12 protein-coding genes and 1 tRNA gene are annotated in these 14,486 nt (G+C 55.6%); 9 read left to right on the forward strand and 4 right to left on the reverse strand.

All coding sequences use genetic code 11. The features are described 5' to 3' along the window. Positions 1-36 precede the first annotated feature (36 nt). Together purC and purT are read right to left on the reverse strand one after the other, a co-directional pair. Entirely contained in the window at positions 37-786 is a 750-nt protein-coding gene (purC, locus tag AC1AY0_RS10770) for a phosphoribosylaminoimidazolesuccinocarboxamide synthase (protein ID WP_033889604.1), read from the reverse strand. Positions 787-864: 78 nt separating this feature from the next. Next, on the reverse strand, positions 865-2,154 hold the full coding sequence (gene purT / locus AC1AY0_RS10775; protein WP_476523794.1) for a formate-dependent phosphoribosylglycinamide formyltransferase: 1,290 nt from the start codon (positions 2,152-2,154) through the stop codon (positions 865-867). Between the two features lie 260 nt (positions 2,155-2,414). Here purT and AC1AY0_RS10780 point away from each other — a divergent pair, with 260 nt between their 5' ends. The 3 genes from AC1AY0_RS10780 (at position 2,415) to AC1AY0_RS10790 (ending at position 5,492) form a co-directional block, all read left to right on the forward strand. Then, positions 2,415-3,623: a pyridoxal phosphate-dependent aminotransferase gene (locus AC1AY0_RS10780; RefSeq protein WP_476523838.1), complete on the forward strand. Its 1,209-nt coding sequence runs from the start codon at positions 2,415-2,417 to the stop codon at positions 3,621-3,623. Positions 3,624-3,776: 153 nt separating this feature from the next. After that, positions 3,777-4,937, forward strand: coding sequence for a glycosyltransferase (locus AC1AY0_RS10785; protein WP_476523792.1), 1,161 nt, complete (start codon positions 3,777-3,779; stop codon positions 4,935-4,937). A 153-nt stretch (positions 4,938-5,090) separates the two neighbouring features. Then, positions 5,091-5,492 carry an Ig-like domain-containing protein gene (locus tag AC1AY0_RS10790; RefSeq protein WP_476523791.1) on the forward strand — a complete coding sequence of 134 codons (402 nt, stop codon included), beginning with the start codon at positions 5,091-5,093 and terminating at the stop codon, positions 5,490-5,492. Positions 5,493-5,566: 74 nt separating this feature from the next. Here the strand turns inward: AC1AY0_RS10790 and AC1AY0_RS10795 are convergent, their stop codons facing one another. Together AC1AY0_RS10795 and AC1AY0_RS10800 are read right to left on the reverse strand one after the other, a co-directional pair. Continuing rightward, positions 5,567-6,592, reverse strand: a complete 1,026-nt coding sequence (locus tag AC1AY0_RS10795; protein ID WP_476526403.1) for a threonine aldolase family protein — start codon at positions 6,590-6,592, stop codon at positions 5,567-5,569. 93 nt (positions 6,593-6,685) lie between these two features. Then, positions 6,686-6,761, reverse strand: a tRNA-His gene (locus AC1AY0_RS10800). Positions 6,762-6,980: 219 nt separating this feature from the next. Here AC1AY0_RS10800 and AC1AY0_RS10805 point away from each other — a divergent pair. The 6 genes from AC1AY0_RS10805 (at position 6,981) to AC1AY0_RS10830 (ending at position 14,397) form a co-directional block, all read left to right on the forward strand. Further along, on the forward strand, positions 6,981-8,042 hold the full coding sequence (locus AC1AY0_RS10805; RefSeq protein WP_476523788.1) for a bile acid:sodium symporter family protein: 1,062 nt from the start codon (positions 6,981-6,983) through the stop codon (positions 8,040-8,042). A 711-nt stretch (positions 8,043-8,753) separates the two neighbouring features. Then, the gene (gene rpsL, locus AC1AY0_RS10810) at positions 8,754-9,125 is read left to right on the forward strand and encodes a 30S ribosomal protein S12 (RefSeq protein ID WP_003813881.1); all 372 of its coding nucleotides are present in this window, start codon (positions 8,754-8,756) and stop codon (positions 9,123-9,125) included. 5 nt (positions 9,126-9,130) lie between these two features. Continuing rightward, on the forward strand, positions 9,131-9,601 hold the full coding sequence (rpsG, locus tag AC1AY0_RS10815; RefSeq protein ID WP_003828652.1) for a 30S ribosomal protein S7: 471 nt from the start codon (positions 9,131-9,133) through the stop codon (positions 9,599-9,601). A 27-nt stretch (positions 9,602-9,628) separates the two neighbouring features. Next, positions 9,629-11,752, forward strand: coding sequence for an elongation factor G (gene fusA, locus AC1AY0_RS10820; RefSeq protein WP_476523787.1), 2,124 nt, complete (start codon positions 9,629-9,631; stop codon positions 11,750-11,752). A gap of 174 nt (positions 11,753-11,926) precedes the next feature. Continuing rightward, positions 11,927-13,126, forward strand: a complete 1,200-nt coding sequence (tuf, locus tag AC1AY0_RS10825) for an elongation factor Tu (RefSeq protein WP_214375874.1) — start codon at positions 11,927-11,929, stop codon at positions 13,124-13,126. A 227-nt stretch (positions 13,127-13,353) separates the two neighbouring features. Then, complete coding sequence (locus AC1AY0_RS10830; protein ID WP_476526405.1) at positions 13,354-14,397, forward strand: zinc-dependent alcohol dehydrogenase family protein; 1,044 nt, start codon at positions 13,354-13,356, stop codon at positions 14,395-14,397. Positions 14,398-14,486 lie beyond the last annotated feature (89 nt).

Below are 14,486 nucleotides of genomic sequence, written 5' to 3' on the forward strand. Positions count from 1 at the left end.
CCCTCTGGAGGGGGAGCCAGATAATGTGCGAATTACTCAGGCGACTTCGATGCCTTCGGACTTGGCGAGCTCAGCCAAGCGGCCTTCAATCTCTTCGTAAGCCGGGATGATGGAACCCAGACCACGGCGGAACAGGTCCTTGTCAAGGTGCTCAACCTTGTCAGAGTGGTCGCGCTGATCCCACAGGCGGCAGGAATCCGGGGTGATTTCATCGGCCAGCAGCAGGGTGCCATCGGAAGCGCGGCCCATTTCGATCTTGAAGTCCACGAGCTTGACATCAATCTTGGCGAAGATATCAATCAAAGCCTCGTTAATCTTGCGGGCCAGTGGAGCGATCTCGGCGAGATCCTCACGGGTGCACACGCCCAGAGCCACCAGATCATCATCGTTCACGAACGGATCGTGCAGGTCATCGTTCTTCAGGAAATATTCGAGCACTGGCTCCTTGAGCGGCAGGCCTTCCTCAACTCCCAAACGAGAGCAGAAATGGCCGGCGGCAGTGTTACGCAGCACAATTTCCAGCGGGAACATGTCCATCTTGCGCACCAGCTGTGCAGTGTCGTTCACACGCTTGACGAGGTGGCTGTTGATGCCGCGAGCCTTGAGCAGATCGAAAATGATGGTGGTGATGAGATTGTTCAGACGGCCCTTGCCGGTGAAATCTTCTTTTTTCTCACCGTCGCCAGCGGTGGCGGTGTTCTTGTATTCGACCCACAGGATGTCGGGATCGTCGGTTGCGTACAGTTGCTTGGCCTTGCCCTCGTAGAGCTTTTCCAGCTTCTCCATAACTCGCCTTTCAGGAGTGGAATTCTGGGTGAACTAACGGTAAAAGGGTATCAACGATAGCTGACACTCTTGCAGTTACTACCGCACGGTAATGGTCAGTGCGTCGGCCACGTGGGCGGCTTTGGCACGAGCGTCGGCCTCATCATCTCCAATGGCTAGTGCAACCGCCATACGACGATGGCCGTGCACTTCAGGCTTGGCGAAGATACGCAAATCAGTGCCCGGCTCCACCAGAGCGCCAGCCACATTCGTGAATTCGGCCTCGCCGTCGCCCTCCACCACAATCGCATGGCTGGCGGCAACAGCGTCACTCGGAATCGACAATGCCACATGTTCAGCGGTAATCGGCAGGCCCAAAATCGCACGCGCATGCAATGCGAACTCACTCAACCGCTGAGAAGCCATCGTCACCATACCAGTGTCATGCGGTCGGGGAGAAACCTCGTTGAACAGCACCGAGCCATCAGTCAGCACAAACAGCTCCACGCCAAACACACCCCAGCCGGTTTCCCCAGCGGCCTGAGCGCGAGTCACCAAGCCTTCCACCGCGCCGCGCGCAATTAATTGAGCCTGAGCCAGCACCACATCAGCCGCAGTGGCCGGCTGCCAGGATTCACGATAATCACCAGATTCCTGACGCTGACCAATCGGCGCACATGTCACAATGCCAGCCGAAGAACTTACCGTCAGCACAGTTAGCTCATAATCCAGCGGAGCCAACGCCTCAACAATCACGCGAGACACATCGCCTTCATCGGCGGCACGACGGCCTTCCTGAGCCTCAACCCAAGCGGCATCAATCGCATCAGCCGAACGAACCACAGACTGACCATGGCCAGACGAGCTCATCACCGGCTTTACCACACACGGGTAACCCACAGCTTCAGCGCCCTCGCGCAGCTCTTCCACAGAACCAGCGAAACGATACGGTGTAGTCGGCAAACCAAGCTCCTCATGAGCCAGCACGCGCAACCGTTCGCGATCCATGCAAATTGCAGCAATCTCAGCGCTTGGCACTACCTGAGCGCCAGCTGCAGCCGCTCCGGCTAGCACGTCGGTGGCAATAGCCTCCACTTCCGGCACAATAATATCCGGCTTTATCTCATCGAACAGTGCCTGCAATTCATCAGCATTGGCCATATCCAACACGCGATACTCATGCGCCACCTGCTGAGCCGGAGCGCCTGCATAAGAATCAGCAGCGCATACCCAAGCGCCCAGTCGCATCAATTCAATGGTGACTTCCTTACCCAGCTCACCAGAACCCAAAAACAGCACACGAGTTGGATTCTTACCCAGCGGAGTACCCAGCGTGCGTCCAGTAATAGGGGAGAAGGGGGCAGCAATGTTCACAGCAGTCTCAGTCATACCCCACATTCTGCCATGCTGTATGGAAGGTGCCGCTGAAGGAAATTTTGCATGTCTGTAACCCGCCATAAATACTGCATATAGACACGCCGTTGCGTCTGAAACAGGGCTCCCGTACTTTAGATATCACCGGCCGATTTGTTCAGCGCGGTCGGGCCAACGTTTTTGAGGGGAAATCACTTGCGATTCAGGCGGGCGTTAGCAAACGGCAACGCTCGCTGCCTCGCAAATGATAGGAACGAGGGGGATTGGACATGCCAGTGCAGTACCAAGCACTGATTTCCAAACGAGCGGCATCGTTGCCGGGCAATCCCTTTGCTGAAGCGGATGCGCGAGCCGCAGCCGCCATCGCAGCTGGGCATAACATCATCGATTTAAGCAAAGGCAATCCTGATGGCCAGCCGCCAGCATTCGTGCAGGATGCGCTCGCCCAAGCCGCACATGATCCATCCGAATTCCGCTACCCGCCTTTTGATGGATTGCCGCAGTATCTCAACGCAGTCGCCGGATGGTATCAGCGTGAGCATAATGTGACGCTTGATTTCGCCACTCAAGTGCTCGCCACTTCGGGCTCTTCGGTAGGCATTGCCACAGTGATTCAGGCACTGATTGACCCGGGTGACACGGTTGTGGCAGTGGACCCATATTATCCGCAATATGAAGGTTCTACCGCGGTTGCAGGAGGCCGGTTCGAGACTATTCCCGCCTCAGCGGGGCACGGTTTTCTGCCCTGTCTTGACGCGGTGGATCCGGCTGTATGGACGCGCGCCAAACTGCTGATTTTGAATTACCCCAACAATCCGACTGGTGCCGACGCAACCCCTGAACTGTATGCAACTGCTGTGCGGCTGGCTCAGCAGTACGGGTTTATTGTGCTTAATGATTTTGCGTATGCAGGGCTTGAATTTGGCGGTGCGCGCTCGCTGAGTGTGTTGGAAACTCCGGGTGCAATTGATGTGGCGCTGGAGCTTGGCTCGCTATCCAAAATGTATATGGTTGCTGGCTGGCGTGGCGGATTTGTGGCTGGCAATGCTGAGGTGATGGCTGCGGTGAAGGCAGTGCATCGGCAGACTGCTGTGCTGGCATCCAGCGTGATTCAGCAGGCGGGTGCTGTGGCGTTGGACTCTGACCAGTCGACTGTGCGGGAGTTGGCCGCGCAATATCAGCATCGATTTGAAGTCGTGCGGGATGGCTTGCAGGGTAGTGGCTTGGAAGTTGCTGACTCGCATGGTGGTTTGTTTGCATGGGCGCGCGTGCCTGAAACGTTTGCGCAGGTTACTTCATATACTCAAACTACTTCATCTGCGTTTACTGATTGGCTGCTCAATACCGCTGGCGTAGCGCTGATGCCAGGTTCCTGCTTTGGCTCGGTTGGTGAAAACTGGGTGCGTATTAGTCTGCTGAAGCATACTGCGGATCTGTATCAGGCGGTGGCGCGCATTCGTCGGGCGCTGGATACTCTTCGCTGAGTTGTCGCTGAGCATTTTTGGGCGCAGATTATTGTGCATGTTATTGGACATTTTGGGTTATGCCGCACCATTATGGGGCTTTATGACGCTGTGAACGGCATAGTCTGGCGCATTTCGCGCTTGAATGAGGAGTCGGTGACTTAAGATGAAGCAATGCGTGAAAACGGGAGTGAAGAGAGCATTGACCGACCGCTGACTATCGCTTTGGTGGTGGATACGGTAGGAAATCAGGGCAACGGTACATCGAATTCCGCACTGCAGTGGGCCGCTGAACTTGAACGTCAGGGCCATCATGTGCGATTGGTGGGAGTCGGTGCTCCCGAATATCCCGCACGAGTGAACAAAGTGCCGCTAGTGTCTTGGGTGGCTTCCAAGCAGCTGATGCAGTTTGCGCAGCCGAGCGATACCTTGTTCCGTACTGCTTTCCAAGGCGTGGATGTGGTGCACATTTATATGCCGTTCAAATTCGGCAGGCATGCCGCTAAAGTCGCTCGCCAAATGGGTATTCCGGTGACTGCCGGGTTCCATTTGCAGCCTGAAAACGTGTTGTATTCCGCAGGTCCGTTGCGCCATATTCCAGGGGTTTCGAGCTTCTTGTACTGGCTGTTTAAGCATTGGCTGTACAGGCGCATTGACCATATTCATGTGCCTACTGAAATGACCGCCAGCTTGCTGCGTGCGCATGGGTACAAGGCCAAGCTGCATGTGATTTCTAATGGATACTCGCCAGCTTATAAGCCGTTGAAGTCGGTTGATCCTGCAGCTCCTACTCCAGTGCCATTCCGCATTATCGCCTCCGGCCGACTGGCTCGCGAAAAGGATCAGATCACGCTGATTAAGGCGATTTCCATGTCTCGCCATGCTGCAGATATTCAACTGGTGATTGCTGGAACTGGGCCGTTGCGGAGGTACTTGTCGTTCCGTGCAGGGCGGCGTTTGGCACGTAAGGCGGATATCGGCTTCCACAAGCATGCCGAAATGCCAGAATTGCTGCGCTCCGGTGATTTGTTTGTGCATTGCTCCATTGCGGATATCGAATCTGTAAGTGTTATCGAAGCAATGGCCTGCGGCCTTGTACCGGTGATCGCGGCCTCCGAATTGTCTGCCGCAAGCCAGTTTGCATTGCTTGATGAGTCGCTGTTCCCCGTGCGCGATGCAGCCTTGCTGGCCCGCCGCATCGATTGGTGGATTGCACATCAGGCCGAACGCGCCGAGTGGAGCGCCAAATACGCCCAAAACACCAAAGAGCACTATTCCGTGGAAGCCTCCGTCCACAAGTTCGTAGACATGGAGCGCGAAGCAATAGGGGAGTAATTGCTTTCTAATTACTTTCTGTTGTCTGCATGCAGAGGTCTAGAGAACATTGGTATAGTAATTAATGCTTCCCTTCTATTGTTTATGAAAAGCATGTGCGTTGCCCAAAATTTAATAATCGTATTTATAAACTGCATAAAAGGTAAATAAAAAATGGTTTATAAAGATCGAAAAATAATTGACGGGCTGTTTAGGGTCAATATTTTAAATGCCATACTATTGATTATATTTATTTCTGTTTCTGTAGCTCTGTTATATCCATTGCAGAAAGAAATGATTTCTAACGTTACTGTCACTGTGGTCGACGGTAATAATGTTCCGCAGAGTGGCTACTCTGTGGGCTTTACTCCTTTGGAGAATGATCGAACAACTTCGTTGGTTGCTTACTACACAGGTGCAAATGGGCAATACCATGAGAAACTGCGTTACGGGAAATGGAAGCTAGATGTATCGTGTAGCGATTTTTATCGCTCATGCGACGATAATAAAAAAGAAGTAAATATAATTAATATAGAGCAACCTGTTACTGATTTAATTATCAAAGTTGATTCATGAAAACATGACTTTTGGGTGGTGGTATATATTCAGTCTTATACCACCACCCATAATTTGCGCTTAATTACATTTAATTACAGCAACGCGATGAGCTGGTCCACTTCCTCGTCGGTGGTGGACCAGCTGGTGCAGATGCGCATAACGGTATGCGTATCGTCGGCTTTTTCGGTGAATCCAAGCTTGACGTGCTGCGTCAATCGATCGATGGTGAGCTGATCGAGCGTGACGAAAATCTGGTTGGTCGGGGCTTCAAAGGTGAGCTGATAGCCCTTGGATTTGAGCGCTTCACGAATGCGATCTGCAGCAGTATTGGCATTGCGGGCGATGTTCAAGTACAGATTATCGGTGAACAGTGCATCGAATTGTGCGCCCAGCACAAAGCCCTTAGCCAGTAGTGCGCCATGCTGTTTAATTTGCGTAAGGAAATGCTTCGGTGTGTTGTTCTTGGTGAACACCACAGCCTCGCCAAACAATGCGCCGACCTTAGTGCCACCGATATAGAACACGTCGGCGATACGAGCCAGATCAGGCAGCGTCAAATCACTGCCGGTTGCAGTCAAGGCATAGCCGAGACGAGCACCGTCCACAAACAGCGGCATCTCATACTTATGCGCCACATCAGCCAGCGCTTCAAGCTCCGCTTTCGAGTACATCGTGCCGTATTCAGTGCTTTGAGACACATATACGCAGCCGGGGAACACCATGTGCTCGTAATTGCCGTCCGTATAGAACGTTGCACAGAACTCGTCGAGTTCGCGGGCATCCATCTTGCCATTATGGTGGGGGAGCGTCAGCACCTTATGCCCGCTGAATTCGATGGCTCCGGCCTCATGCACATTCGGGTGTCCGGATTCCACGGCTACTACTCCTGCGTAGGCAGGCGTAATCGTGTCGATTACCACTTGATTGGTTTGTGTGCCGCCCACGAGGAACCACACGTCGGCATTCGGGCAGTCGCATGCTTCGCGAATCTTGGTTTTGGCTTGTTCGGTCAATTCATCTGAGCCGTAGCCGGAATAGAGGTGTTCATTGGCGCAGACCACGGCATCAAGCACTGCAGGATGGGCGGCGCGGGAGTAATCATTCTCAAAAGACAGCATAGGAATCCTTTTTTCGTACAGCAGATAGCCCCGAGTCTACAACGCTGCAGTCTTGGCAGAAAACGAAAAACCCCTCCGTTTCCGGAGGGGTACTGGGGTGGCCAACGCGGCTCGAACGCGCGACCTTCTGAACCACAATCAGATGCTCTACCAACTGAGCTATGGCCACCATCGAAGCACAATCTGCACTAGGCTTTTGCGCAACAGATGGATACTATACACGAATATTCGCGACTGCATGCATCGGCGTGTCGCAGTGAGTTTTGCAGATGAAAAGCCTGTCCGCGCAAGTGTGAGCGCGCCCACAATGTGAACACTGTGTTTCGTCTACGTCACGTCTCGCCTAGTTTCGTACCTTGACATTTCCAAACAAGAGAGAAGAAACACTATGGAAAAGGTTAAAGCGTTCGCCGATTGGCTGACCAAGTGGTTTACGGCCATCGTCGTTGTGTGGGCTGTTTTTAACTACTTTGTGCCGCAGGCCAGCCTGTGGGGCAAGGCTTACACCGGTTACATGCTGGGCATCGTGCTCTTCGGCATGGGCCTGACCCTGACTCTGGATGACTTCAAGCGCATCCTCACCCAGCCGCTGATGGTTATCGTCGGCACCGTCGCTCACTTCGTGATCATGCCGCTTATCGCTGTGCTGCTGTGCTGGATCTTCCGCCTCGATGGCGCTCTGGCTGTCGGCGTGATTCTGGTCGGCTGCTGCCCGTCCGGTACCTCCTCCAACGTGATGAGCTACCTGTCTCGCGGTGATGTGGCCCTCGACGTCTCCATTGGCATCCTCTCCACTCTGTGCGCTCCGTTCATGATTCCGCTGCTGATGCAGTGGCTGGCTTCCCAGTACGTCTCCGTGCCGGTTGAGTCCCTGTTCCTCAACGCCGTCAAGGTGGTGCTCTTCCCGATTGCCCTCGGTGTGATCTGCCACATGATCTTCGGCAAGAAGATCGAAAAGATCACTGTGGCCCTGCCGATCGTCTCCCAGGTGGCCATCCTCCTGATCATCGGTGTTGTGGTTGCCGCCAACGGCCCGAAGCTGTTCGTTGCTTCCTCCCTCATGGCAATCCCGGTTGTGATTCTGCACAACCTGTCCGGCTACGCTCTGGGCTTCGGCTTCTCCAAGCTGATGTACAAGATCTACCCGAAGGGCTTCCGTTACGCTCAGCAGAAGGCCATCACCTTCGAGGTCGGTATGCAGGATTCCGCTCTGGGTGCAACCCTGGCTCTGACCTCCTTCGCCGCCAACCCGATTGCTGCTGTGCCGTCCACCTTCTTCTCCGTGTGGCACAACATCTCCGGCTCCATTCTCTCCAGCTGGTGGCGTAACCACGATGACAAGCACGAGATTCACTGGGATTCCGATAACGGTGAGAAGGGCTCCGCTAAGGATGCCGACTCCGTGCATGCCTTCGACGCTGACAAGGCTGCTGCTAAGGCTGAGGCCTGATTTGATTCAGTCTGAAGCACTATATCTGCACGCTTCAGAACTGCTTGATAAGAACCGCTCCTGCTTACTCCCGACTGCTGTATCGGGCGTTTTGCAGGAGCGGTTTTGTTATACTGTGCAGTACGGGAAACAGTTGGTGAAACATCAGCGAGGAAGCTGATTGAAGAGGTTCGTTTCCCAGGCAGTACAAATAAAAACAGGCAACGATTGATTGTTAGTGAATGGTGATTCCCTCCTTGGCGGTGCCCCCGAGTGACACAGACTCCTCGGGGGCACCTGCTGTTTGCGGAGGATTTTGGGGAAGATGTTCATAGCCACGCGGAGGTGGTTGGTTGGGTGTCTGTTGTGAGACTGTAAGCTTGGCCAAACGGCCTTGAGTGTGTCGAACAACAGACATCCAACCAGCCAGCGGTCAATTCTGCATAGTCCCGGCGAGTCGTTGTCCGGCGAAACCGTAATATAGATATTCGTGTGTGCCAGCGGCATGCCTTATGTAACAGGTGTGCGCGTTGGGATATCCTTCGGGCTGATGATCGCTCGCAGTAATGCGTCGGCGGGAGGCAAGAAGGCCATCGGGCCGGTGGACTGGGCTAACTTTTGACGATTCGTCAGGCGTGGATTAAGAACGCGCAGAACGATTCAGTGAAAAGTGTGGGTGCAGTGCGGCGGTCACACGAAAGTAAGAGAAACCACTGAATCGGAGAATTCAAGTTGCCTACTATTGAACAGCTCGTCCGTAAGGGACGTCAGGCAAAGCCGAAGAAGTCCAAGACTTTGGCACTGAAGGGAAGCCCGCTGCGTCGTGGCGTGTGCACCCGTGTCTACACCACCACCCCGAAGAAGCCGAACTCGGCTCTGCGTAAGGTTGCCCGTGTGCGCCTGTCCTCCGGCATCGAAGTCACCGCCTACATTCCGGGCGAAGGCCACAACCTGCAGGAGCACTCCATCGTGCTCGTGCGCGGCGGCCGTGTGAAGGATCTGCCGGGTGTGCGTTACCACATCGTGCGTGGTGCACTCGATACCCAGGGCGTCAAGGACCGTAAGCAGGGTCGTTCCCTGTATGGAGCAAAGAAGGCGAAGTAAGAGATATGTCACGTAAGGGACCTTCCAAGAAGCACGTCGTGCTGCCCGATCCGATCTACGGTTCCACCGTGGTGGCGCAGCTCATCAACAAGATTCTGCTTGACGGCAAGAAGTCGATCGCCGAGGACATCGTGTACTCCGCTCTCGACATGGTCAAGGAGAAGTCCGACCAGGAGCCGGTCGCTGTTCTCAAGCGCGCCCTGGACAACATCCGTCCGTCCCTCGAGGTTCGCTCCCGTCGTGTCGGTGGCGCTACCTACCAGGTGCCGGTCGAGGTCAAGCCGAACCGCGCAAACACCCTGTCCCTGCGCTGGCTGACCGACTTCTCCCGCGCTCGTCGTGAGAAGACCATGGCTGAGCGTCTCGCCAACGAGATTCTGGACGCTTCCAACGGCCTCGGTGCTTCTGTCAAGCGTCGCGAGGATACTCATAAGATGGCAGAGGCCAACAAGGCCTTCGCTCATTACCGCTGGTAATTAATTCCAGGAGAATAAGGAATAACGATGGCTCAAGAGATTTCGGACCTTCACGACGTCCGCAATATCGGCATCATGGCTCACATCGATGCCGGTAAGACCACCACTACCGAGCGAATTCTGTTCTACACCGGTAAGAGCTACAAGATCGGTGAGGTCCACGATGGCGCTGCCACCATGGACTTCATGGCTCAGGAGCAGGAGCGCGGCATCACCATTCAGTCCGCTGCTACCACCTGCTTCTGGAACCGTCAGACTCACGACACCAAGGACAAGTTCCAGATCAACATCATCGATACCCCTGGCCACGTGGACTTCACGGCCGAGGTGGAGCGCTCCCTGCGTGTGCTCGATGGTGCTGTTGCCGTGTTCGACGGCAAGGAAGGTGTGGAGCCGCAGTCTGAGACCGTGTGGCGTCAGGCCGATAAGTACAGCGTTCCGCGTATCTGCTTCGTCAACAAGATGGATAAGCTGGGCGCTAACTTCTACTACTCCGTCGACACCATCAAGGAGAAGCTGGGTGCAAACCCGATCGTGATGCAGCTGCCGATTGGCGCTGAGAACGACTTCGCCGGCGTTGTCGATCTGGTTGAGATGAAGGCCTACGTCTGGAACGGCACCGAGGGCCTCGGCGCTAAGTACGACACCACTGAGATCCCGGACGATCTCAAGGACAAGGCTGAGGAATACCACGAGAAGCTTGTTGAGGCCGCTGCTGAGGCCAACGACGAGCTGATGGATAAGTTCTTCGAAGAAGGCGACCTGTCCAAGGAAGAGGTTCGCGCTGGTATTCGTCAGCTGACGATTGCCAAGAAGGCCTTCCCGGTCTTCTGCGGTTCCGCCTTCAAGGACAAGGGTGTGCAGCCGATGCTGGACGCCGTTGTCGATTACCTGCCGTCTCCTGAAGACGTGCCGGCTATCAAGGGCTACAAGCCGGGCGATGAGTCCGTCGAGATCGATCGTCACCCGACGAAGACTGATCCGTTCTCCGCTCTGGTCTTCAAGATCTCCACCCACCCGTTCTACGGCAAGCTCGTGTTCGTGCGTGTCTACTCCGGTTCCGTCAAGCCTGGCGACACCGTGCTCGACTCCACTCGCGAGAAGAAGGAACGTATCGGCAAGATCTTCCAGATGCACGCCGATAAGGAAAACCCGATGGATGTGGCCGATGCCGGTAACATCTACACCTTCGTGGGCCTGAAGAACGTCACCACCGGTGACACCCTGTGCGCCATCGACGATCCGATCACCCTCGACTCCATGACCTTCCCGGATCCTGTGATCCAGGTTGCCGTTGAGCCGAAGACCAAGGCTGATCAGGAGAAGATGGGTATCGCTTTGGCCAAGCTGGCTGAAGAGGATCCGACCTTCCAGGTCACCACTGACGAAGAGTCCGGCCAGACCCTGATTGCAGGTATGGGCGAGCTCCAGCTCGACATCATCGTCGACCGTATGCGTCGTGAGTTCAAGGTGGAGTGCAACCAGGGCAAGCCGCAGGTTGCATACCGCGAGACCATCCGCAAGGCCGTCATGGACCAGGGCTACACCCACAAGAAGCAGACTGGTGGTTCCGGCCAGTTCGCAAAGGTCCTGATGAACTTCGAGCCGCTCGACACCACCGAGGGCAAGACCTTCGAGTTCGAGAACGCCGTCACCGGTGGCCACATTTCCCAGGAATTCATCCCGTCCATCGAGGCTGGCGTCAAGGAAGCCATGGAATCCGGTATTCTCGCCGGCTTCCCGGTTGTGGGCGTCAAGGCCACCGTCACCGACGGTCAGATGCACCCGGTCGATTCCTCCGAAATGGCCTTCAAGCTCGCAGGCTCCATGTGCTTCAAGGAAGCCGCTCCGAAGGCTAAGCCGGTCATCCTCGAGCCGATCATGAAGGTCGAGGTTCGTACTCCGGAAGAGTACATGGGTGAAGTTATCGGCGATCTGAACCAGCGTCGTGGCAACATCCAGTCCATGACCGACGCCATTGGCGTTAAGGTCATCGACGCCAAGGTCCCGCTGTCCGAGATGTTCGGCTACATCGGCGATCTGCGCTCCAAGACCCAGGGTCGCGCCATGTTCACCATGGAGATGGACTCCTACGACGAGGTTCCGAAGAGCGTCGCCGAAGAGATCATCAAGGCCCAGCGCGGCGAGTGACACGCGCCACTAACTAAAGGTAGCTAGTGTCTCCAGTCAGCGGTAATATCGTGTACCGCTGACTGGGTTCTGGCTCCTCAAAGTGGCACATAACCCAGAAACCCAGTAGAATAGAGCGAGTGCCTACGCGAAAGGGCGTAGGAAACTCACGAGACGTCCAGGAGGACAAGAGTAATGGCAAAGGAAAAGTACGAGCGTACTAAGCCGCACGTTAACATTGGTACCATCGGCCACGTCGATCACGGTAAGACTACCCTGACTGCCGCCATCTCCAAGGTGCTGCACGAGGAGTTCCCGGATGTCAACCCGGAGTACGACTTCAACCAGATCGATTCCGCTCCGGAAGAGGCCGCCCGCGGTATCACCATCAACATCGCCCACATCGAGTACCAGACCGCTAAGCGTCACTACGCTCACGTCGACTGCCCGGGCCACGCCGACTTCGTGAAGAACATGATCACCGGTGCTGCCCAGATGGATGGCGCTATCCTCGTTGTGGCCGCCACCGACGGCCCGATGGCTCAGACTCGCGAGCACGTGCTGCTCGCTCGTCAGGTGGGCGTCCCGAAGATCCTCGTCGCTCTGAACAAGTGCGATATGGTCGAGGACGAGGAGCTCATCGAGCTCGTTGAGGAAGAGGTCCGTGACCTCCTCGACGAGAACGGCTTCGATCGTGACTGCCCGATCATCCGCGTCTCCGCTTACGGCGCTCTGCACGATGACGCTCCGGACCACGAGAAGTGGGTTGAGCAGATCAAGAAGCTCATGGACGCTGTCGACGAGTACATCCCGACCCCGGTTCACGACCTGGACAAGCCGTTCCTGATGCCTATCGAGGACGTCTTCACCATCTCCGGCCGTGGTACCGTTGTCACCGGTCGTGTCGAGCGTGGCCAGCTGGCCGTCAACACCCCGGTCGAGATCGTTGGTATCCGTCCGACCCAGCAGACCACCGTCACCTCCATCGAGACCTTCCACAAGACCATGGACGCCTGCGAGGCTGGCGACAACACCGGTCTGCTGCTGCGTGGTCTCGGCCGTGACGATGTCGAGCGTGGCCAGGTTGTGGCCAAGCCGGGCTCCGTTACCCCGCACACCAAGTTCGAGGGCGAAGTCTACGTGCTGACCAAGGACGAAGGCGGCCGTCACTCGCCGTTCTTCTCCAACTACCGTCCGCAGTTCTACTTCCGCACCACCGACGTCACCGGCGTCATCGAGCTGCCGGAAGGCGTCGAGATGGTTCAGCCGGGCGACCACGCTACCTTCACCGTTGAGCTGATTCAGCCCATCGCAATGGAGGAAGGCCTGACCTTCGCAGTGCGCGAAGGCGGCCACACCGTTGGCTCCGGTCGTGTGACCAAGATCCTCGCCTGATTTCTTTGAAATCACCAGAAGATCTTCGCTTGAACTAGCGTAAAGAAATCCCCTTCGGGTTCGCCCGGAGGGGATTTCTTGTATGTGGCGCAATTCAAGAGGAAAACAAAAAGCCATAAGCGTAAGGCATGGCTGAGTATGGCTGAATGCTATTGGATTATGCTGTCGAATGGTTATTCAATAGGAGTCAATGTTCAAACCGATGTCTTGTACAGCAAGGAGTAAACATGACTGACACCATGAAAGCAGCAATTTTCGTGGAACCCGGCAAGATGGCTGTGGAAGAAGTGCCGAAGGCGCACCTTGAACACGATGATGATGCCATAGTGCGCGTGGTGCGCGCTTGCGTATGTGGATCTGATCTGTGGTACTTCCGTGGCCTGAGCCCGCATCCGTATCATGCACAGATTGGCCATGAGTCCATTGGTGTTGTTGAAGAAGTCGGCTCTGCGGTTACTTCCGTCAAGCCGGGCGATTTCGTTGTGCTGCCATTCCCGTACAGTTGCGGCAAGTGCCCGGTTTGCAAGGCTGGTTTTGAATCGGTATGCCCACACGGTGGCTACTTTGGCGCCAGCCAGGCTGAGTATGTGCGCGTACCTGAAGCCGATGGCACTGTGGTCAAGGTGCCTGGTTCCCCTGAGGATTACGATGACGCCACGCTTGCATCCCTGCTGACTATCGCTGATGTGATGTCTACCGGTTATCACGCCGCTGTGTCCGCTGAAGTCAAGCCTGGCGACACTGCTGTGGTGATGGGCGATGGTGCCGTGGGCCTGTGCGGCGTACTGTCCGCTCACATGCTTGGCGCAAAGCGCATTATTGCCATGAGCCGTCACGAGGATCGCGCGGCAGTGGCCCGCGAGTTCGGCGCTACGGATATTGTGGCCGAGCGCGATCAGGCTGCCATTGATAAGGTTCTGGAAATGACCGGCGGCTACGGTGCCGACGCTGTGCTGGAATGCGTGGGCTCCAAGCAGTCGTTTGATACTGCTATTGGTCTTATTCGCCGTGGCGGCGTGATTGGTCGTGTGGGTCTACCGCATGATGTGGAAATCAGTGCCGAAGGTACGTTCTACGGCAACATCGGTATCAAGGGCGGTCCGGCTCCGGTTCGTCACTATGACATTGACTCCGGTTTACTGGACGCTGTGATTAAGGGCGAGATCAACCCCGGCCGTGTATTCACCGCCGAGTTCGATCTCGACCACATCCAGGAGGCTTACGAGGCCATGGATCAGCGCAAGGTCATCAAGTCTCTGATTCGCTTCTGATCACCTTCTGAAGAGCTGAAACAAATGCATGCATAAAGGTGGGTTCCTGCAGCGTATTGCTACAGGAACCCACCTTTATATGTGTTGCG

It is taken from the genome of Bifidobacterium sp. LH_416 (assembly GCF_056357055.1).